We start from the raw sequence: 21,698 nt of genomic DNA, 5'->3' as shown, positions 1-21,698 counted from the left end.
TTATTTAATTTTTTAAATTTATTTACTAAATAATTTCATTGATTTTATTAACAATTCTATTTTCGATAGGATTATTAACATAACTAATATGTTTCAAAGGTTCTACCATTTTAAACCTAGACTCTAAAATTGACTTAATCCCTTTACCACGGCTCTCACTAATTGTGTTTATGATACCAGCTAGGTTCATCTCATTCGTACCTTGTATAGGGCTTGTGAACAAAAATAAGCTAAATGTTGCACTTTTATAAGGCTCAATATCTAAGCAGTACAGTACAGCCCTGTCTCTTATCTCAACTCTTAGTAGTAGTCCTTTTCGATTTCTCTCATAAACTTCAGACCATTTTGTGCCTTCAAAATCAAATAACCCATAAGGATGAGTATTATCAGTATGATTTAGTGGTAGGGCCGTAACACGCCAATTCTCGTTTGCTGACTCAATTTCGTGAAAGATCTCAGAAATTTCATTAAGAGATTTAATTTCACTTGGCCCTCTTTCAGGAGTTATTTGTACAGGGTTAATTGGATTATTTCTTATGTAATTTTCTTGACCTAGAGATCCTTTATTTACAGCTTCATTATCCTGTAGAGTCACTTGGCTGATACCTATAACATTATAAACAGTCTCTTCTTTGCCATCCTGCTCATGTTTCTTTTGAACTGGTAATGTGTTGAGAAACGGAAAACGTGCACTTTGATCAAGCTCTATAACTAATTCGGTCTTATTAGCACTTGGTCTGTCTCCAGCAGTCAATTCTATTTGATCTTCTTCTACCGTTGCTTGTTCCTTAGATACTCTAACTTCGTATTCTTCTCTCTCACGATCTTTAAATGTTTCGGCACTAATAATATTTAATTTTTTAAATGGCCAAGAGTGGTGACAAGTTTGAATTTTGCGTACTAAAAAGAACCTATCTTCACTACCTTCTATATTTAAGTAGTGTCCTATAACGTCAAGTTTAGTTTTATCTTTGAAAGGTAAAGTTGTTTCTAAGGGTAATCCAGTCAACCTATGATAATAACCCTTTTGTTCTGAATGATTTAAAGCATTATTGGCACGACTATGAATTGATCGCATTGCGAAAAGTGTCGTCTTGTCCAATAAAGCTCGAGCTATGAATGGAACATCACTATCAAGAAAATGTCTGCTATTAAGCTTTACCGAACAAATATCAGAGTTGTCTTCCACGCTTCCAATAAGCTCAGCTAACTCCACTATTCTATCTTCTTCAAACAATTTAGAAATAAAATATTTTGATGCAGAAAAATAATGTCTAACAATTTCAGAGTAAGGAATAAGTACCGTAGTGTTTTTACTTTCAACGAAAGAATCTGAAATAGCTAATAAGGGTAATTTATTATTTAGATTAAGAGGATTAAATTTAGCAGAAGTATTCAATGATTTATAGACATCTTCTTGAACACATCTATTCCGTTCTATACCAATTTCGATAGTTTCTGAGGTAATAGGCTCAAAAACTTTTTCGATAGATTTAGAGCCTTTAGCCTTCCAAATAGAGCCTGCTGACATAAGATATAAGTACTCAACCCTTATGTCTACACTGATTAATCTTGCACTAAATTTTGCCCCAATAGAATCGAAGTATTTGTTGTAATTTCCAGTTGATTCATGACTCTTTAACTTATCTATTGACACTGTTTCGTGCAACTTAAAAAATTTGACTCTTAGAAATTCAAACGGCTCATGCTTGCTAATATTTTCAATCGCTTCCAACCTATATAGTGCTTTATTTATAAAATAATTATTTTCAAAGCGCTCGTTCTCAAATATTATCTTCACAATAAAACCTTTTCTAATTTATACAAATTTCGTTTGATTAATATAATTTTAAACTTATTTCACCAATTTTTGTCTCAAATGTAAGCTTATACATATTATCAATTATAGTTGTAATTATCATTTAGATTTGTAGTTGTCAGCGACATCTTGCTGAGCCGTCACCGTCATAGCCACATGGGCAAGGATTCATCGCAGCGACCAACTGAAAGTTAGCTGGAAAAGTCATCTGTGAGTTGGCACGGCTAATGGTAATCTGCTTGGCTTCTAATGGTTGGCGCAATACCTCTAACACCGTACGATCAAACTCAGGCAATTCGTCAAGAAACAAAACTCCTTTATTAGCAAGCGTAATCTCACCAGGTTTGGGACGTGAGCCACCGCCTACCAAAGCCACCGCTGATATGGTGTGATGAACCTGCCTAAATGGCCGTGTCCCATAATCATAATCGCTGTCAGCTACTGAATATGTGCTGGCAACCTCTAGCGCATCCTCAGCACTCAAGTCTGGCAAAATAGTCGGCAGGCGTGACGCCATCAGTGTCTTGCCAGAACCCGGCGGCCCTGTAAATAATAATGAATGACCACCCGCTGCGGCAATCTCCAGCGCGCGTCTCGCATGATGCTGTCCTTTCACATCCGCTAAATCCACTTGATAGCCAATTTGCTGTGGCGCAGGACTGGGCTGCACCACCGCTAAACGTGCATCGAGGTCACTAGGATCGCTTAAAGATTGCAGATGATCACAAACGGCTTTTAGACTTGGCGCTGCCAGTATCGTTACGCCATCAACACGGCTGGCCTCAGCGCTATTATTGAGTGGTACGATGAGTTGCGGTGTGACCTGTGATAATGGTTGTGGCTCATTTGGCGCTTGCTCATCCTTTTTTAATACTTGTGCTATCTTTGCTGCTAATCCTTCAGCTTTTATCGCTCGTGCTACAGCCAGACTACCCGTTACTTGCCTAAGTTCCCCATTGAGCGCCAATTCACCAATAAACTCAAACCCAGATAGCACATCTGGTTCTATCTGACCACTTGCCGCCAATATTCCAATGGCAATGGGCAAGTCCAGACGAGCGCCATCTTTTGGCAAATCTGCAGGTGCTAAATTGATCGTCAACCGCCGATTCGGAAATTGAAAGCCGGAGTTAAGAATCGCGGAACGTACACGATCCTTACTTTCGCGGACGGCGGCTTCGGGTAAACCAACAATGGTCAATGCTGGCAGGCCTTGCGACAAATGCACTTCAATAATGACCTTGGGTGCATGCAAACCAACGACCGAACGAGTATAGACTTGAGCAAACGACATCACTGTTTCCTAATATAGCGGATAAGTGATGATAAAGTATTATCAATCAGTGCGCAAATGTCGTGTTTTATTATTTATGAGATATAAGCCTCTGCCTCATAAGAAAACAAGCCAACCACCCCAACGCCAATAAGGATTTGTTATACTATTAGCTATCTACTGAGCCGTTCGTGGATTTGGCTATCAATGTGACTCATCACCATCCATAAATGATAAAACGGACATTGGCTTTTGCCTACTTAACCATGAATCATATAAAAAGTAGCAATACCAAAGGTCAAAACGAGGAATACCGCATGACAGACTATTCAGGACAAAACACCCAGCAGCCTTACAATCGTGCGGAAGAGCAACCGACCACCACGCGCCCTGTTATGCAGACAGAAAGTCCTTATGCCAGTATGCGCGGTAGTATCACGAGTAAACACCTTCCCGCCTTTGATGAAGCAATTATTAATAAATACAATCGTTCAGGGCCACGTTATACCTCTTATCCGACGGCATTGGAGTTTTTACCCATCCCTGATGGACTTGAGACAAAAATTCTGCAAAATCGCGAAGCCCGTGCACCATTGTCTTTGTATTTCCACATTCCATTCTGTCGTCACCTTTGCTATTACTGCGCTTGTAATAAAATCATCACCAAAAAAAATAGCGACTCAGGCGATTATTTGCAGTATTTGATCGCGGAGATTAAGCACAAACGTCGCTTGTTATCCACGCCAGCAGACAGCAGCAAACCTTTGGTGAAACAACTACATTTGGGCGGTGGCACACCCACGTTTTTGCGTGATGAGGAAATGGTTCAGCTGTGGGAGTTTTTGCAGACGCAGTTTGAGTTTTTACCAGAAGACCAAGGCGACTACTCGATTGAAATTGACCCACGCGAGCTGAGTGGCAACACGCTAAAAGTGCTGCGTCAGCTTGGTTTCAATCGGGTTAGCTTAGGGGTGCAAGACTTGGATGAGACGGTGCAAATTGCCGTCAATCGAGTGCATTCAGCGGAATTGATAGAAAATGTCCTAAACGAAGCGCGCGAATTGGGTTTTCATTCCATCAATATCGATCTGATTTATGGTCTACCGCATCAAACGCCAGTGACCTTAGATAAAACAGTACGCCGTATCATTGAGATGTCGCCCGATCGTCTGTCGGTGTTTAACTATGCCCATCTGCCAGAACGCTTTAAAGCCCAGCGCCAAATCAAGGATGAAGACTTACCAAGTCCAGCAGCCAAGCTTACGATGCTTGGCAATACCATCAATACACTGACGGAAGCAGGCTATCAATATATCGGTATTGATCATTTTGCCAAACCTGACGATGAGCTGTCTATCGCCCAGCGCGAAGGCAAGCTACATCGTAATTTTCAGGGTTATACCATCATGGGCGACTGTGATTTATTGGGCTTTGGCGTCTCCTCAATCAGTCAGATTGCCAATGCCAATACTCGCTACATTTTACAAAACGATACGGATCTGCAAGCCTATCAAGCCAATATCGATGCCGCGCACCACAATCCCACGATGATGCCTGCCGTAAAAGTCATCAAGACTTCTATCAAAGATCGCTTGCGTGAATACGTCATTATGAATTTGCTATGTCACGACTACATCGACTTTAAAGATGTGAATCAAAAATTTGGTATCGATGCGATCACTTATTTTATTGATGAGATTCAACAGTTGGGCGAGATGCAGTCAGATCGCCTCATTGATATGGATGCCGCTGGTATCCGTGTCTTACCGAGAGGTCGCTTGCTGGGTCGCAATGTGGCCATGGTGTTTGATGAATATCTTGATAAAAAACACAAAAACCGTTTTTCAAAAGCCATCTAAAGGGTTTGTCGCATGATATTCAATCCACTATGAAAAAATGCAGTGCTGCTAGGATAAATTTTTCTTGCCTGCTGTGCCGTTGCTGCCAGAGGCTACAAAAAATTCATCCCCGTCTCGCTCCCTCTCTTTTATATTGATTTGACCATCGCTTAATCCGCAGCGATAAAAAAGACCCCATTTGGTTTGAGGTCTTTTTTATTTCGTACAGACTATAGTAGTACCTAGCATTAGCCCCATCATTTTATGCAGTGGGCATAACGATATACAGTCTGTTGGCGTCTTCTATCGTTTTTTCCTTATCCAAGTACTTTTGCTCGATGGTGCTTTTTGAATTTGTTATTTCCGTATCGGTCATCGCAAAATCATCATCATTGAACAAACCCAATGAGCCATCTTGACGCAACCACAAGCCTTCAAGCTTGTCATGAGGATAATATAGGGTAGCAAGAACATCAACGACCAAGGTTTTTTTCACAGGTTTGATGGACATGCCTGCCAGTATTTGCCAGTTTGCCTCGGTTTCTGTCATCATTTGCTCCAGCGTTCGACCGTCGATGGTTAATCCGACCATTTCTTCTTGCTTGATATTGTGAGTAACCAAAACAGCTTCAATATCAGTCGCTTGAGAAATATCTATTTTATAAATGAGCTTTTGGGCAGACGTCTCTTGTAACGGAAATTTGCGATCATGCTCAATAATATAAAACTCTTGATGACTGAGTGCAACAATACCCGAAGTCACATGTTGCGCTTTATCAAGCCGGTATAAATACTGTGCTATCTGACCAGAATTTAGGTCAATCGTCACAATGCGAGTCAAACTAGACACACGCCCTGACTCATCAGGATTGTCTATGGAAGATTCCATAACGGCTACAAGCGTGGTTTGATCTGGCGTAATCGTTAACGCCTCCATACCACGATTGGCACGACGCTTCGCAAACTCTGCTGGTAATAAAAGCAGCTTACCGTCACTAATCATATTATTACGCGCATCATTGGCAAAAGGATTGATACGTGCAATCTCTATCCCTTCAGCATCGTAGTGTACGAGGTGTGGACCATACTCATCACTGATCCAAAAACTGCCATCAGTGAGCGCCGCCAGCCCTTCAGGATCCAAACCATTGATATCAGTTTTAATAGGATTGGTCACTTCATCAAACGGTAGCGTTGGGTTCATCGTCATCGGCTGACCATTGACATCATAAGGGACTTCATTGGTACCGCCTAACGTCTTTGGGTTTGGCAGCCCAGAGATAGGATGGCCATGACGGTCTTTCAGCATTATGTCTTTTATTTTGGTGATTTTTCCATCTGTTTGTAACTCGAACAAGCCAATACATGGTACATAGTCTGGTATTAAAAATTGCTTGCCCTTACCTGCATGACCTTCAAAGTCGGCGTTTGGCCCGCGATCAGTCAGTACATAGAATTGGTTGGCATTGGTAGGGTGTGCGGCAGCGTCTGAGCCGTAACCGCCACCTCGAATCTCCAATTGCTGATTGGGGTAGGCAGCATTGATGTGCGTTGCATCAAGCACGGTATAAGGTAAAGGACTGCCTTGCACAAACGCGTTTATATGGATAATGTCAGTACTTACAGTTTGCTTTGTCACGTTTGCTTTCCTTGCATTCATATTTTTATGAGTGAACAATAATACGAGCACCTACTGGGGTGTGTCCTCAACTCGATTGATGGTCATCTAAATGGGCTAAAAATGATTTTTGGCAAATCAAACTCAAAAAATAGCCAGCGCGTAAAACGCTCACTGGCTATGTTTAGAAACGGATTTCGGGCATTGTGAATTGACTGCTCTGAAGTATAATAGAGAGCATATCTATTATACTTTTAGCTTATCACCAACCATACCCTTAACGGTGCTTAAAATATCGGCAGGTAAAACCACCATTTTTGAATTATCAGATTCTGCCAACTCACGAATCGCTTTAATATACTGCTCACCCAACAAATAAACAATCGGCATCTCTTCTGTGCCCATCGCATTAGTGATCAGGCGAATCGACTCTTCAGACCCGCGAGCAAGTACTACCTGTGCTTCAGCATCACGACGCGAGGCTTCTAAGCGACCGTCAGCTTCTAAGATAGCCGCTTGCTTTTGGCCATCAGCACGCGTCACTGTCGCACGGCGTTGACGTTCAGCCGCTGCCTGCTCTTCCATAGCGGTTTGCATGGTATCAGACGGATTAATATCTTGGATTTCCACCGTTTTAAGCGTAATGCCCCAGTCAGAGATATCCTCAGAAATGGCATGTTTGAGTTTGGCTTTGATTTCGTCACGGCTAGACAGTGCGCTGTCCAAATCCATCTCACCGATAATGGAACGCAGTGATGTCTGTACTAAATTGCGAATACCGTACTCATAATCTTCGATACCATAGACGGCTTTGTCAGGACGCACAATATTGATGTAGGCGACCGCATTTGCGATAATAACCACGTTGTCTCGAGTAATGACCTCTTGTGATGGAATATCGAGCACGATATCTTTGGTCGTTACTTTGTAGGCCACGTCATCGACGTAAGGGATAATAAGGTTTAGCCCAGGCTCTAGCGTTTGACTATATTTGCCCAATCGTTGCACCACCCACTTATACCCTTGCGGTACAATGCGAACTCCTTTAAAAATAGTAAACACGACCAGCGCGACCAATACTATCATTACAATACTAAAACTTTCCATAACACACCCCTATTATTATACCTGCATATTTTTATTGATCACGGCCTGTGATTTCATACTGCTCACAATCAGCTCGTTACCGATGATATCAGTCACCACAACCCGCTCTCCGACAGCGATTACCTCTCCTGTGGTACGGCACATCCATTCTGCCGCCCCAACAATAGGCACACTAAAGCGTACAACACCTGCACGGTCTGGCTGCGGTTGCACGATAATCATGCCTGTCTCGCCAACGATGACACTACCACCCAACCCTGCTTTGGTACGATCCACCGATAAAGGTTTGACAAATTTGAACCACACCACCAAAAAAGCCGCAGAAAGCACCAACCAGATGATAACTTGAACAGAGACAGAAATAGGCATTAACCATGCCAATGCGGCAACTATGATGGCCGCTGCACCAAACCAAAGACTGGCAAAGGTTGGCACAAACATTTCAATAATCAGTAGCACAAAGCCTAATACCAGCCAATGCCAAGGTTCAATCATCCAAAGCATCTCCATCATTGCTACCTCACCTATCATAATCGTCTTATCTTTTAATGTATCACACTTTTAGCATTTATATTTTCTTAAAAATCATCAATATATGAGGTATGCACTACAAAAATTTATACATGAGACAGTAAAATTTTAGGCATAAAAAAAACGACCGCCGAAGCGATCGTTTTCTACTAGTAATTCACATAAATTAAAGTTTAGAATTTAGCATGTGCGCCCAAAGTAATACCACTGGCGTCTAGATCATCGCCATCGCCAATATCAATAGATGGGTAAAAATTATACATAGCTTCTACAGATACCATAGGTGTTACATTGTAGCCTAAACCTAAACCGCCTGCTACTCCTGTATCAGAAGCGCTTGCTTTAAAACTATTGCCAGCAATAATTTTATCTGTGTATTCCGCATCAACTTCATTTTTTGCTATACCTAAGCGACCTTTTGCATACAGTGATGTATTTGGAAATACATAGTCATAAGTACCGTACAGACCATATACATCAGCGCTATATTCTGATTTCTCTTCACTGTCGTTATATACTTCTTCATCACTAGTCGTTAAATATTCAGCTTCGATACCAAATGCTGGTGTAAACTTATAGCCGCCGTAAACACCATATGATATGGCATCATCGATGCTGTTAGCAACATCACCATCTGGACTGTATTGACCAACTTTTACACCAGCGTACGATTGACCTGCATAATTCACTGCTGCTTGAGCACTTACACTCAATAAAGCACCTGTTGCTAAAGTTAATAATGTTTTCTGTAAAATTTTCATTGTGATCCTTAAAGATATTTCAATCAGCAGTCGTATTTTTATAAACTGCTGTCCGTTAAAATACCATCTTGTATATAGATGATAATGATATTTTAACAATATTATCTTTAAAAGCACACAACTGTTTTTCATTTTACGTAATATAAAAAAACGACCGCCGAAGCGATCGTTTTATACTACTTAATAATCTATCAATCAAACACTTAGAACTTTAACTGTGCACCAACCGTCATAAGATCAGCATCGTTACCTAGCATGTCATACGCAGCTTCAACACTGAAGTCAGGGTTAACTGAATACCCAAGACCTACACCGCCAGCAAGATTGGTATCGTCTTTAGACTCTGATACTCTCAGTGCTCCAACATTATAATTGGCTTCTACTTCAGTTTTGGCCACACCTAACTTACCTTTGGCATATAAACCAGTATTTGGGAAGGCATAACGATAGGTACCATAAGCGCCATACGTTTTTGCGTCAATATCTCCGCCTCTGTAGTCAGCGTCATCTGAACCAACATATTCAGCTTCGATACCGAAGTTAGGATCAAAGTTGTAACCACCGTATACGCCATAAGCGGTTGGATCATCAGCACCATCAATATCTAGGTCAAACTGACCAACTTTAACACCAGCGTATGGTTGACCGGTATAGCCATTACCATAACCAACGGCTGCTTGAGCACTTACTGCAAGTAAAGAACCAGTTGCTAGGGCAAGTAGAGTTTTTTGTAAAGTTTTCATTATTAGCTCCTTAGAGGAAGTTTGGACAAACAAGTTATGTATTTTATATTGGCCTTTTGGCCCTATCGCCTTGTTCGCTAACGATGAGTACATAGTAACAAAGTATTTCAAACACTCTGTCAGTGTTTGATGGCATGAGAGTTAAGATTTGCAAGTATTTATCAGTGTGTGGGTTACAAAGGCCTAGATATGAAACTTTCTGTTACATGTCTTGATTTTGTGCAATACTTCGTACCTAGTACCACGCCATGCTTATATATGTAAAATAAAATAAGGGACAAACCCACATGCCAGTGCCTATTTCTAAGCGATTACAAGATGCCCTTGTCCAGTTGAAGGACAACCAACAATACCGTCAGTTACCAGATCTGGAGCATCAAGGGCGTTATGTCGTCAATAATGGCCAAACCTTATTGAATATCGCTAGTAATGACTATCTTGGTTTGAGCGGTGACGCAGCGCTGCAGTACGAATTTTTTGAGCACATACAACAATATCCCGCAACACAATTGCCCAAAATGAGTGCCGCCTCATCACGGCTTTTAACCGGAAATGACGCACAATTGCAACTGCTAGAAGATGAGTTACAACACTGGTATCAATTGGCAGCGGGTAAAAAAAATAGTGCGGCTACGAAGTCAACACTGGTAATGAACAGCGGCTATCATGCCAATATTGGGATTTTACCAGCCCTCACCGCCTTACCTGTCAAAACGCTCATTTTGGCAGACAAGCTGGTACACGCCAGTATCATTGATGGTATTCGCTTGAGCCAAAATAAGTTATGTACCTATCGGCGTTATCGTCATAATGATTATGAGCACTTGGCAATGTTATTGGCACAAGCTGAGGATAATGTTGAACGCATTATTATTATTACCGAAAGTATCTTTAGTATGGATGGTGACCGCGCAGACTTACGGGCGTTGGTACGCTTAAAAACATTGGACAGTCGTATTGAGCTATATGTAGATGAAGCACACGCTGTGGGGGTCTTTGGCGATCAAGGCTGTGGACTGGCCGAAGAAACGCAGACACTGACTGATATCGATTATTTGGTGGGCACTTTTGGTAAAGCATTTGCCTCAATCGGTGCGTACATCTTATGCGATGAGACGGTCAAATCATGGCTAATCAACCACATGCGCCCTCTTATCTTTAGTACCGCGTTACCACCGATCAATCATGCTTGGACACGTTTTATTTTGGCAAAAATGCCACAGTTGCAGTCGCATAGACAACATTTGGCTCAGATATCTCTACAGCTTAGCCAAGCCATCAGCCCTGCGCATCGGGTCACATCGAGTCAGCAAGAGATCGTTTATCAGTCACCCATTGTGCCTTATTTATTGGGAGACAATGCTCGAACGATTGCCAAAGCAGAGCGGCTACAAGCAGCGGGGTTTTATGCCCTACCTATCAGGCCGCCGACCGTGCCTGCCAATACGGCACGCATTCGACTAGTCATGAATGCCAGCATAAGCATGGCAGATTGTCAGCGTTTGATCGCGCACTTATAATCAATCATAAATAAAGTGGATACACGACATCATGACGAAGGACTGGTACAAATTTTTCTTGCTTGCTTATACCGTTGCTGCCAGAGGCTACAAAAAATTCTTACCAGTCCTGCTGTATCCTTTTTATATTAATCTGACTATATAACTGAGAAAACTTGCCTTAACATTGTCTTAGCAAACACTCATGATATTTTGGATTGAATAAACGTTATGGAACACCCCATTACACTAAATGAGCTGAGCGCCCGAAAGCAGAGCATCGCCCGTCATTTCGCCAAAGCCAATGACTATGATCAGCACGCTCACATCCAGCAGCATATCTGTCAGCACTTGCTGACTCTGATTGCCCATCAGCAGCAAGATAGCGTGCTTGAAGTGGGTGCTGGTACTGGTCAAATGACTCAGTTGCTAGCGGCAAATCTACAAAGCAACCGCTGGATCATCAATGAGCTTTGCGCGCAGCAAGCAAAAAACCTACAGTCCATACTGCCAAAGGCACAGCTGCGTATAGGTGATGCAGAAACGATAGATTTAGCGACCAACCACAGTTTGATTGTCAGTGCCAATGCGATACAGTGGTTTGATGAGCCGTTACGTTTTATATCGCAGTCATCAACTCGGCTACAAGCGGGCGGCCAGCTATTACTCAGTACTTTTACACCTGATAATTTTTTGCAAATTAAAGCCCTTACTGGGAAAGGACTGGCTTATCCAAGCGTGGCAGCATGGCGTTCAGCATTAGAGGATACCAAACTTAAGAACGCTCAGCTATCGACTCAGCGCTTCGACATACCGTTTGCACGGCCGTATGACGTACTAAAACACATGAAAATGACCGGCGTGTCAACCAACCAAACCCAACGGCGCAGTACAGCAGACAATCAAAATACCGCCCCTTTTGTTTGGACAAAAGCGCGTTTGCAACAGTTTGAGCAGGCATATTGGCAACAGTTCTCAGGACAAGATAAAGAGGGACAACCCTGTGTCTATCTAACTTATGAAGTGCTTATCATTGATGCTTATCGGTCATAAAAACTATCAATTATAAAAACCATCAGCCATAAAAAAACGCACCTCGAAAGGTGCGTTTTTTGTCTTTACTGACTGGCTCTACTGATTAGCGTTAAGAAATATTATTTCTTATCGTCATTGACTTCAGTGAACTCAGCATCAACGACGTCATCATTGGCTTGGTTTCTGCTTTCAGCATCGTCCGCGCCTTGTTGGAACTGGCTTGGATCCATGCCTTCTGCTCCAGCACCGCTGTCAGCATAAATCTTCTGACTAACTGGCAAGAAAGCATTGTCTAACGCTTCAAGCTTGGCTTTGATGTCATCATGATCATCTTCTTTAATCACTGCTTCAAGCTCAGTGATGGCCGTTTCTACGGTTGATTTTTCTTCAGCAGTGACTTTGTCTTCTGCTTCTTTTAGTGCTTTTTGTACCGCATGGATACGACCATCTGCTTCGTTACGCACTTGCGCTAGATTAGCGAATTTCTCGTCTTCTGCGGCATTGGCTTCTGCATCGCGAACCATTTGTTCGACTTCTTCGTCCGACAAACCAGAATCCGCTTTGATCTGGATGCTTTGCGCTTTACCAGTGCCTTTGTCAGTTGCTGAGATGTTCATGATACCATCAGCATTGATGTCAAAAGATACTTCAATTTGTGGCAGACCACGTGGTGCTGGTGGAATATCCGTCAAATCAAAACGACCAAGCTGTTTGTTTTGGTTAGCGATTTTACGTTCACCTTGATATACCTGAATCGTTACTGCTGGCTGGTTGTCTTCAGCCGTTGAGAACACCTGTGATTTCTTGGTAGGAATCATCGTGTTTTTCTCGATAACTGGTGTCATCACACCGCCCATCGTTTCGATACCAAGGGTCAATGGCGTTACATCAAGTAGTAGTACATCTGTTTTTTCACCAGACAATACCGCACCTTGAATCGCCGCGCCCGCTGCTACCGCTTCGTCAGGGTTCACGTCTTTACGTGGTTCTTGACCGAAGAACTCTTGTACTTTTTGTTGTACCAGTGGCATACGTGTCTGACCACCAACTAAGATAACATCATCGATGTCACCAATTTTAATGCCGGCATCTTCAAGCGCAATTTTACAAGGGCCCATGGTGCGTTGTACCAACTCTTCAGTGAGACTCTCTAGCTTTGAGCGACTGATGGTCACGACCAAATGCTTAGGACCACTGCTGTCTGCGGTGATATATGGCAAGTTCACTTCGGTGCTTTGGGCACTAGATAGCTCAATTTTCGCTTTTTCTGCCGCTTCTTTTAGACGCTGCATCGCCAATGAGTCACCTTTTAGGTTGACGTCTTGGTCTTTTTTGAATTCATCAGCCAAATAATCAATCAAAGCTGAGTCAAAATCTTCACCACCAAGGAACGTATCACCATTGGTCGCAAGTACTTCAAACTGTTGCTCGCCATCGACATCAGCGATTTCTATGATTGAGATATCAAAAGTACCACCGCCCAAGTCATATACAGCAACCGTGCTATCGCCTTGCTTTTTGTCCATACCATAAGCAAGAGCAGCAGCAGTTGGCTCGTTGATGATACGTTTTACATCAAGACCCGCAATTTTACCTGCGTCTTTTGTGGCTTGACGCTGTGAGTCATTAAAGTAAGCAGGTACCGTTACAACGGCTTCAGTCACGCTTTCACCAAGATAGTCTTCTGCTGTTTTTTTCATTTTTTTCAAGATTTCAGCAGAAACCTGTGGTGGCGCCAGTTTTTTACCGTTCACTTCTACCCATGCATCACCATTATCCGCTTTGGCAATTTTGTAAGGTACCATGCCGATGTCTTTTTGCACGACTTTGTCATCAAAACGACGACCGATCAAACGCTTGATCGCAAACAACGTATTGTTTGGGTTGGTTACCGCTTGACGCTTGGCTGATTGACCAACCAAAATTTCGTCATTTTTATAGGCGACGATTGATGGCGTTGTACGAGTACCTTCAGCATTTTCGATGACCTTAACCTTGTCACCTTCCATGACGGCAACACATGAGTTGGTTGTACCTAAATCAATACCAATTACTTTACCCATAATCAATTACTCCTAATTGTTTTAAATATAAATTTTGTTTATTCTGACCACAGTCGGTCACTTGTTGCTTTATATCGGTTTACTTATTGATTTTTTCAAGGCAATAAGTCCGCAAAAATGGTCTTTCGTGTGACTTTTTGTGAAAATCCTTAATATTAGTAAGGTTTACCACTTTTAAATACTATTAACGTGAAAATGTGACGTTAAATTCCTATTGTCCGACACGTACCATAGCTGGGCGCAATAGGCGACCGTTCAGGCTATAACCCTTTTGCAACACTGTTCCGACGGTATCTGCTTCTGCATCTGCGTCAATACCGACCGCTTCATGCAGATCAGCATTGAATTTTTCACCTTGTGGATCAACCGCTTCGACGCCATTTTTATTCAATACAGCGACTAGCGCTTTATGGGTCAGTTGTACCCCTTCGGCGACTGGATCGTTGGCCTCAGCATTTTCAATAGCACGCTCTAAGTTATCAACAATCTCTAATAATTCTCTGGCAAATTTTTGTAGGGCAAATTTTTTGCTTTTATCTGCTTCTTGTTCCATGCGTTTTTGGGCGTTGTAAGCTTCTGCATTGGCACGAGCCGTGCCTTCTTTTGCTTGCTTAACTTCGCCTTCTAACTCAGCAATACGTGCTTTAAAAGTATCAAGATCGATTTCAGTATGGATAGTCAGATCTTCATCTGAGTTATGTTGTGGATCAAACTCATTCATGGTTTCTTCTAAAATACTGTCGCTGTGCTCAATATTATCATGCGCCACATTTTGCTCAGGGGATTCGTGGTTGGTGTTTTTCTCGCTCATGATGGCTCCTTAGAATGTTAATAATGACGGTTAATATAGAACACAATAAACCCGCTAATCGCGAGTCATACCGTGCTCTTATTAGAGACTAAACGGTTCTTACTCATTGTTGTTATTGATGCGTTTTACTAGCTGTTTGATAAAGGTGACGGCTACAAATTTCAAGCCCAAAACGTAGGAATTTTTCTCATTTACAACAAATACGGTGTCAATACGTCACTAAACACCGATAAAAGACTTTTTATTGCCCTGCACGAATAGCATGGTCTGGCACAACTCAATATTTTTTAGCACATTTAAGTGACCGTTGATTGCACTATAGTCGATACCAAATAAAATGGATGTACAACACTATGATGCGAGACTGGCACAAATTTTTCTTGCTTACTGTGCCTGCGCAGCTCGATGCTACAAAAAATTCATTCCAGCCCCGCTGACGCTCTTTATGACCTGACTATGTCAATTGACTTGAGGACACGCTTTAATACTTCAATACTTCAATACTTTAGTAATTACCAAAAAACACGCTGTTTTTTATCTGACTCCTTTATCATAGCGGCAAACAGTATCACTTATCTTAAAGTAAGCACCAATGTGTAACAACGGATACTGACCATTATTTATGAGAAGTGTTATGTCTAATTCAACCGTACTAAATTCAACTGTACTGTCAGTTAATACCTTATTGAACAAAGCCTTGATGACGTTGAAGCTCGCCTCGATAGAGCCAGTAAATAACGGCATAGAAAAAAACGGGTCTCAAAAGCAGCCCATGACCGTTAAAGAAAAAATGCTTAGCTACACCCCGATACCCACCTATAATCCTCACACATTACACCATGCCATGAAAGGTCTAGGCTATTTGCCAACGCCCATTTTAGAAAGCTTGGTTGGTTATCTGGACGGGCCTACGTCAAAACAATATCTGCACGCCAATGCCCATCTGCGTTTGATTTTGGCTATAAACAGTAAACTTAAAACCCCACTAGAGCTTACGCCAATGCGTGAGCTACGCGAAAAATTTGCCGCCGATGCAGTGGCCATGCAAACGCCAAAAGTATGGAAGCAAGCGAGTGGTAGTGTGCTCAGCAATATAAAACACTTTACCAAAAAAGGGCACACGCCAATTCGCTGGGAAGACAAAATGATTGCCCATGCTGACGAAGGTGACATGACGATTCGTTGCTATCAAGCAGGACTTCGCTCTAATGGTATGAGCTTAAAAAAACGCCGTAGCCACAACCCTGATGACACGGTGATGTTGTTCTTTCATGGTGGCGGGTTCTGTATTGGTGATGTCGATACTCATCATGAGTTCTGTCATGCTATTTGTGAGCAAACTGGTTGGTCGATTGTCAGTGTTGATTATCGCTTGGCGCCTGAACACTCATCTCCATCTGCGTTGAGAGACTGTATCACCGCTTATGCTTGGGTGGCTGAACACTGCCATACACTGAATGCGTCACCATCACGCATTGTCCTAGCGGGTGATAGTGCTGGTGGTGGACTGTGCACCCTGCTTGCCCAGCAGCTGACTGCGCCATCTGAAACTTTGTGGCGAGATGTGGGTATCGATGGTCAAAAGACATTTACGTTATTAAAAAGCCTACCCAAACCACTGGCGCAAATGCCTTTATATCCGGTTACTGATATCGAGACAGATTACCCGAGCTGGGAGTTGTATGGTGAAGGGTTACTATTAGATCATGCCGATGTGGCGGTATTTGATGCCGCTTGTTTTGAAAACAGTCTATTACCACGCCAGCATGTACTCAATTCTCCAATGCTCGGTGATAACAGTCAAGTATGTCCCACTTATATTGTTGCCGCTGAATTAGACGTATTGCGTGATGAAGCGTTGGCTTATGCCAAGCAAATAAAAAGCCATGGCATCCCAGTCAGAACCTATACCGTACTTGGTGCGCCGCATGGCTTTATTCACTTTATGAGCGTGCATAGCGGCTTAGGTCAAGAGACACACAATATTATCAATGGCTTTGCGCGCTTTGTACGGGACACAGTGAGTAGCCAATCTCAGTTAGCGGCGTAGCTATAGTTGAAATACTTTAGAGTCGCTACAGTATTGCTGGTGTAAATTTTTTGCAGCCTCTGTCTGCGAAGGAACAGCAAGCCAGAAAAATTTGCACCAGCAGTACGTGTTGTATTGATATTACTTTTCACCGACTATAGTTATCAGGGCATCAGTGCTTTTTGCCAACAGTGTCACCAGTCAGGCTGATTAACCAAATCTCTGAGCGCGACCCCAATCGAAAAGGAATACCCCAAAAGCCATAACCAGAGGACACTACAAAGTGACCATTGCCAATGGCTTCATACCCATAACCTACTCGATTGATGGCATTTACAATAAAATTCGCTGGAAATATCTGACCATTATGAGTATGCCCTGATACTTGCAGATCAATTGATAACTGACTGTGTTCAGTAATATCGCTCGGTCTATGATCGAGCAGTATGATTGGCTGCTTAGTATCCACTTGCGCCAATAGCTCAGTGGTCGCCACGCGTTGATGCTTGTGGTTATCAAAACGACCAATCAACCAAACGGCTGTGCCCTCGTGCTCTATACACAACGCTTCATCGTTTAACAATTTTACGCCAGCACCGCGCAGCGCCTCACTGATCGATTGCTCATGACCATATAAGTCATGATTGCCCAATGTGGCATAAATCCCATATGGCACACTAGCAGATAGCTGAGTCAAGTTGGCTGCCATATCATAGTCAGAAAACGCCTGTGTGTTGTCATCCATGATATCGCCTGGCATAAGCAATATATCTGCTTTATTTTGCACAATAAGGCGCTGTAGCCTGTCTATCGCCCCACCGCCGAACAATCGCCCGATGTGTAAATCGCTGGCTACCGCAATCTTTAATGTTCTAGCAAGCGGCTTGTCGATATGCACAGACAATTTGCGTACGATAGGGACGTAGGCATTGTATAACGCATAGATAAACAGTCCCAAAAACACAACCAACGCCAGCGCTCGTAAGGCAAAATCGACCAATGCAGAATTACTTACTGCCTCGCCCATAAGTGAGGTGATTAACCCATATCCGCCATATACTAAACTGGTCCCTAAGGCCGTGAGTAGCGTAAAATGCATGACCAACATCCAACCACTAACCCAGCGATAACTATTGGTAAACGCTCTTTTGACACTTAATATCAACAATCCGTTAGTGATGATAAATATAGTAGACCATATGACAATCTGGAGCGTTGAGGTTGTCCAAGGCTGTAGCCACCATTGCAAGCTCACAGCCGCGCCCAAACTAAAGAGTTGTAATAGCAAAAAAATGGTGATAAAAAATGCGTAGCGCATGAATATCCTTTATGATGTTTCACATGAAACCTAATCTCATACAATTGACAACTATGTTTCACATGAAACAATAGCGAAATTCTTACTCCTGCTCTGTTAACGCTTGCTTAAACGTTGGTTGTTTAAACTCGTACCCTGCCTCCAGCAATGCGTTTGGCAACACTTTTTGTCCATCAATCAGCAGCGTCGACATTTCACCAAACATCAGCTTGAGTAAAAACTCCGGTAATGTGAAAAAGGTTGGACGATGTAGCCACGCTCCCAGTGCTTTGGTAAAAGTATGATTGGTCACAGGATTGGGCGCTGTCAGGTTATATACGACCGCTGGCGTGTCATTTGCCGTTTTTAAGACATTATCACGACTATTCACATTGGCATGGTGTCCTTCACTAGCATGGTGTCCTTCACTAGTATGATCAGCCAAATGCTGTTCAATGATAAATATCGCCGCCCCCACCCAATCCTCATGGCTAATCCAACTCATTATCTGTTTACCATCGCCCAACTTTCCCCCGACACCCATTTTGAATGGTGTCAAAAGCTTACCAAGCATTCCACCTTCAGGATGAATCACAATACCCGTACGCACAATAGCCACAGGTACGCCATGGTTCGTGGCTTTGAGCGCTAACTGCTCCCAGTCATCACACAACTTATGGGCAAAATCTGTCTCAAAACCACTGCTTTCAGTCAAAGTTTTGTCCCCTTGCGTACCATACCAGCCAATCGCTGACCCACTGATCAATAATTTGGGCTTCACTGTCGTACGATTAATAAATGCTAGTAAGGCGTTGGTCGGTTTGATACGGCTGGCAAGCAATTGCTCTTTGCGCTCATCGCTCCACCGCGAGTCGGCAATACCTGCACCCGCAAGATTGACAATAACCTCAAAGCTCATATCAGACTGAGCAAGTTCTTCATAAGTCATCATACTGATATCGTCAGGATGTGCCTGACTGCTATCACGCGTGAGCCACGTAATGTTTACGTTTTTGTTTTGCACGCGATATCGTGCCATCAACTCTCGACTAAACGCACTGCCTAAAAAGCCCGAACCACCACTGATTAAAATATTCATGCCCCACTCCTTATGTTTTGTACCTCATTGTCTAAAAGACGATAACCCTTGATAATAATCGTGTTCTTTTTCGCCCATATTGTCAAAACGGCTTTTACATGACTTTGGTAAAGCCATGAAGCTAGCAATCGCGGAATTGATGGCACCAAACATCCCTATGGTAATCATAAATACAAATAATACGCCAACTTCTATCAATGAATTTATGCTCAGATATAAAACAATGGCACCCATATAAATCGCTGACGTTATAAAGCCAATTACAAACGTCGTTCTTATACTTTTATGATCACCGCGCCATATCTTTTTACTAGCAACGAAAATACCCGTTAATAAAGCAGGAATAAAACCAAGTAAGCCAACATATAACAATGGCTGATAACCAATTTGAGCAAAATCAGCATCCCTAAAGATAAACAACAAAAACAGCTGTGCTATCAATCCGCCAACCACACTGCCAATGCCTGCAAACAAAATAATCACTTGTGAATAAGGATATGAATCTACATTATTATTCATTTTCATTATATTTACCCTACTAACCTTAGTTGTTAAGTTAGTATAAATAGCTCGTTGGTAACGATAATGGATTTGCCATGGATAATTGATGATTGTTTATTTAACTTATCGCTCTAACTTATGACTTTGGTAAGAAGAATAATCCTGTTAAATATCCACTAATACTTCCAATCATGGTAGCAAAGATACAAGCAGCAAGTGAAAAAGTGAAGTTGTTAAAACCCATAAGTAACAAAGCGCAAATAACCGTCGATATTGTACCGATGATAGCTGACTGTGATAAACCTTTGTCATTACGGTATAGCTTCAAACTCGCAACCAAACAACCAGTCAATATTGCAGGAATTAAGCCTAGCAACGAACCAAGAAATGCAAAGGTAGGTATTGCTAATAGAGCTAGCACTAGTGACCCAACAATACCCTGCAAAACAGCTTCTAAAACCATAAACATGGCTATCACCAATCCTATTACTCCGCCACCGATAGCTCCACCGAAGAATGAATATGCTGTTATAACATTTGCTTTTGGATAGTTCTCACTACTTTTATTAGAATCTGAACCCATGACGATATCCTTAGAAATAGTTTTTTCTAGTTACTGGTTAAATCTATTAACTCAAGCGTTCAGCATCTTCTTATAACGTCGTTAATGCTGACATATCTGCTCATCACACTAAGAAAAACGCTTACGAATCGGACACTCACTATCATTATTACTTTGATTTTTGTCTTTTAATTTATTCCAGCGATTATTTATCGATTCCGTAACAGTCGTCATATTTGGCAATACATGCTGTTTGGTAAGATGCGGCGCTACTGTATCTAAGCGCCTTGCCAGTTCAGGCAGATGGTTGGAGGGCACAGCGGGAAATAGATGATGCTCTACGTGATAGAGCAGATTAAAAGTCAGCAGGTTGACCAATGGATTACGCTCGGTGCGGGCTATCGTCTCATCACAATCATGATGCACGCCCCACACTGCGATAATACCGACACTGGCATTGGCGAGCATCATGATCAACAGGTGATAGACCAGTACTCGCGTTAGCATCTCAAGAGCAAAGACGTGAAACACGGTCAACACAAGCGCAACGATGACGATTAAAGCAATCAAACCAAACTCTAACCAAATGATACGTTGATTGCGATGGCTACTTAGGCGTAATCCTTGACGATAGATATCAAACCGATAGGTCACGCCACCTAGCATCGCTTGCCACCATGGCAGTTTTGCCAAACTGCCTTCGATATCACTGTCCCCGAGCGGGTTGCGGTGATGCTCCATATGTGTGGCGCGGATGCTGTGCAAACTTGTTATTAGCAGCACACTAAGCAGCAGCAATAGAACGGTGGTCAGACGTTTACTCGTACCCAAGCTATGATGATAGCTATCATGAGCTTGGCGAAAAGCAGCAGCGAAAAATAAATAAGAAGCGCCGCACGCCAGTACGTACCAGAATTGACTGGCAAACCACCATGACAGCAATAAAAACGGATAAGGCAAAATGATGTTGTAAGCGATTTGACCGCGAGTTAACTGACGTAAGTCTTGCCACTCGACTAAAGCAATTGCCCTTTTAATCGATCGCGCTTTGTTATTGTGTGTTTGATTCGCTTTCATTTTACACATCCATTTGTCGTTGCGATTAAGAGAAC

17 protein-coding genes and 1 pseudogene are annotated in these 21,698 nt (G+C 42.4%); 4 read left to right on the top strand and 14 right to left on the bottom strand.

Translation table 11 applies throughout. From position 1 onward, the window contains the following. Positions 1 to 25: 25 nt before the first annotated feature. Positions 26 to 1,801 (bottom strand): hypothetical protein, encoded by a 1,776-nt coding sequence (locus tag JMY02_RS12680; RefSeq protein WP_201598874.1) that lies wholly within the window; start codon positions 1,799 to 1,801, stop codon positions 26 to 28. A 139-nt stretch (positions 1,802 to 1,940) separates the two neighbouring features. Then, positions 1,941 to 3,113 (bottom strand): annotated as a pseudogene (locus tag JMY02_RS12675) (YifB family Mg chelatase-like AAA ATPase); the annotation flags it as partial. A gap of 374 nt (positions 3,114 to 3,487) precedes the next feature. Here JMY02_RS12675 and hemN point away from each other — a divergent pair. Continuing rightward, complete coding sequence (hemN, locus tag JMY02_RS12670; RefSeq protein WP_201598882.1) at positions 3,488 to 4,951, top strand: oxygen-independent coproporphyrinogen III oxidase; 1,464 nt, start codon at positions 3,488 to 3,490, stop codon at positions 4,949 to 4,951. Positions 4,952 to 5,192: 241 nt separating this feature from the next. Here hemN and JMY02_RS12665 read toward each other — a convergent pair whose 3' ends face one another. The 5 genes from JMY02_RS12665 to JMY02_RS12645 all read right to left on the bottom strand — a co-directional run bounded on the left by JMY02_RS12665 (position 5,193) and on the right by JMY02_RS12645 (position 9,690). Further along, complete coding sequence (locus JMY02_RS12665; protein WP_201598873.1) at positions 5,193 to 6,569, bottom strand: esterase-like activity of phytase family protein; 1,377 nt, start codon at positions 6,567 to 6,569, stop codon at positions 5,193 to 5,195. A gap of 225 nt (positions 6,570 to 6,794) precedes the next feature. Continuing rightward, complete coding sequence (locus JMY02_RS12660) at positions 6,795 to 7,655, bottom strand: SPFH domain-containing protein (RefSeq protein WP_201598871.1); 861 nt, start codon at positions 7,653 to 7,655, stop codon at positions 6,795 to 6,797. A gap of 15 nt (positions 7,656 to 7,670) precedes the next feature. Continuing rightward, positions 7,671 to 8,168, bottom strand: coding sequence for an NfeD family protein (locus JMY02_RS12655; protein ID WP_201598880.1), 498 nt, complete (start codon positions 8,166 to 8,168; stop codon positions 7,671 to 7,673). A 191-nt stretch (positions 8,169 to 8,359) separates the two neighbouring features. Beyond that, positions 8,360 to 8,947: a porin family protein gene (locus tag JMY02_RS12650; RefSeq protein WP_201598869.1), complete on the bottom strand. Its 588-nt coding sequence runs from the start codon at positions 8,945 to 8,947 to the stop codon at positions 8,360 to 8,362. Positions 8,948 to 9,150: 203 nt separating this feature from the next. Then, positions 9,151 to 9,690, bottom strand: a complete 540-nt coding sequence (locus JMY02_RS12645) for a porin family protein (RefSeq protein ID WP_201598867.1) — start codon at positions 9,688 to 9,690, stop codon at positions 9,151 to 9,153. A gap of 287 nt (positions 9,691 to 9,977) precedes the next feature. Here JMY02_RS12645 and JMY02_RS12640 point away from each other — a divergent pair, with 287 nt between their 5' ends. Both JMY02_RS12640 and JMY02_RS12635 read left to right on the top strand, forming a co-directional pair. Next, on the top strand, positions 9,978 to 11,210 hold the full coding sequence (locus tag JMY02_RS12640) for an 8-amino-7-oxononanoate synthase (RefSeq protein ID WP_201598865.1): 1,233 nt from the start codon (positions 9,978 to 9,980) through the stop codon (positions 11,208 to 11,210). Positions 11,211 to 11,420: 210 nt separating this feature from the next. Next, a complete protein-coding gene (locus JMY02_RS12635) occupies positions 11,421 to 12,242 on the top strand; it encodes a methyltransferase domain-containing protein (protein WP_201598863.1) in 822 nt (273 codons plus the stop codon). Between the two features lie 101 nt (positions 12,243 to 12,343). Here JMY02_RS12635 and dnaK read toward each other — a convergent pair whose 3' ends face one another. Continuing rightward, positions 12,344 to 14,287 carry a molecular chaperone DnaK gene (gene dnaK / locus JMY02_RS12630; protein WP_201598861.1) on the bottom strand — a complete coding sequence of 648 codons (1,944 nt, stop codon included), beginning with the start codon at positions 14,285 to 14,287 and terminating at the stop codon, positions 12,344 to 12,346. Positions 14,288 to 14,498: 211 nt separating this feature from the next. Beyond that, the gene (gene grpE, locus JMY02_RS12625; protein ID WP_201598856.1) at positions 14,499 to 15,098 is read right to left on the bottom strand and encodes a nucleotide exchange factor GrpE; all 600 of its coding nucleotides are present in this window, start codon (positions 15,096 to 15,098) and stop codon (positions 14,499 to 14,501) included. Positions 15,099 to 15,732: 634 nt separating this feature from the next. Between grpE and JMY02_RS12620 the strand changes: the two genes are divergently transcribed. Next, positions 15,733 to 17,148 carry an alpha/beta hydrolase gene (locus JMY02_RS12620; RefSeq protein ID WP_201598855.1) on the top strand — a complete coding sequence of 472 codons (1,416 nt, stop codon included), beginning with the start codon at positions 15,733 to 15,735 and terminating at the stop codon, positions 17,146 to 17,148. A 151-nt stretch (positions 17,149 to 17,299) separates the two neighbouring features. Here the strand turns inward: JMY02_RS12620 and JMY02_RS12615 are convergent, their stop codons facing one another. From JMY02_RS12615 to JMY02_RS12595, 5 genes are all read right to left on the bottom strand, one after another. Further along, the gene (locus JMY02_RS12615) at positions 17,300 to 18,445 is read right to left on the bottom strand and encodes a metallophosphoesterase (RefSeq protein ID WP_201598854.1); all 1,146 of its coding nucleotides are present in this window, start codon (positions 18,443 to 18,445) and stop codon (positions 17,300 to 17,302) included. 82 nt (positions 18,446 to 18,527) lie between these two features. After that, positions 18,528 to 19,523, bottom strand: a complete 996-nt coding sequence (locus tag JMY02_RS12610) for a TIGR01777 family oxidoreductase (protein WP_201598844.1) — start codon at positions 19,521 to 19,523, stop codon at positions 18,528 to 18,530. 24 nt (positions 19,524 to 19,547) lie between these two features. Next, positions 19,548 to 20,048: a hypothetical protein gene (locus tag JMY02_RS12605; RefSeq protein ID WP_201598842.1), complete on the bottom strand. Its 501-nt coding sequence runs from the start codon at positions 20,046 to 20,048 to the stop codon at positions 19,548 to 19,550. Between the two features lie 112 nt (positions 20,049 to 20,160). After that, positions 20,161 to 20,607, bottom strand: coding sequence for a hypothetical protein (locus JMY02_RS12600; RefSeq protein WP_201598840.1), 447 nt, complete (start codon positions 20,605 to 20,607; stop codon positions 20,161 to 20,163). 108 nt (positions 20,608 to 20,715) lie between these two features. After that, the gene (locus JMY02_RS12595; protein ID WP_201598838.1) at positions 20,716 to 21,663 is read right to left on the bottom strand and encodes a fatty acid desaturase family protein; all 948 of its coding nucleotides are present in this window, start codon (positions 21,661 to 21,663) and stop codon (positions 20,716 to 20,718) included. Positions 21,664 to 21,698: the final 35 nt, after the last annotated feature.

This window comes from Psychrobacter vallis (assembly GCF_904846715.1).
GTDB lineage: Bacteria > Pseudomonadota > Gammaproteobacteria > Pseudomonadales > Moraxellaceae > Psychrobacter > Psychrobacter vallis.
The sequence above is the reverse complement of the archived record's forward strand: the minus strand, read 5'-3'. Positions and strand labels throughout refer to the sequence as shown.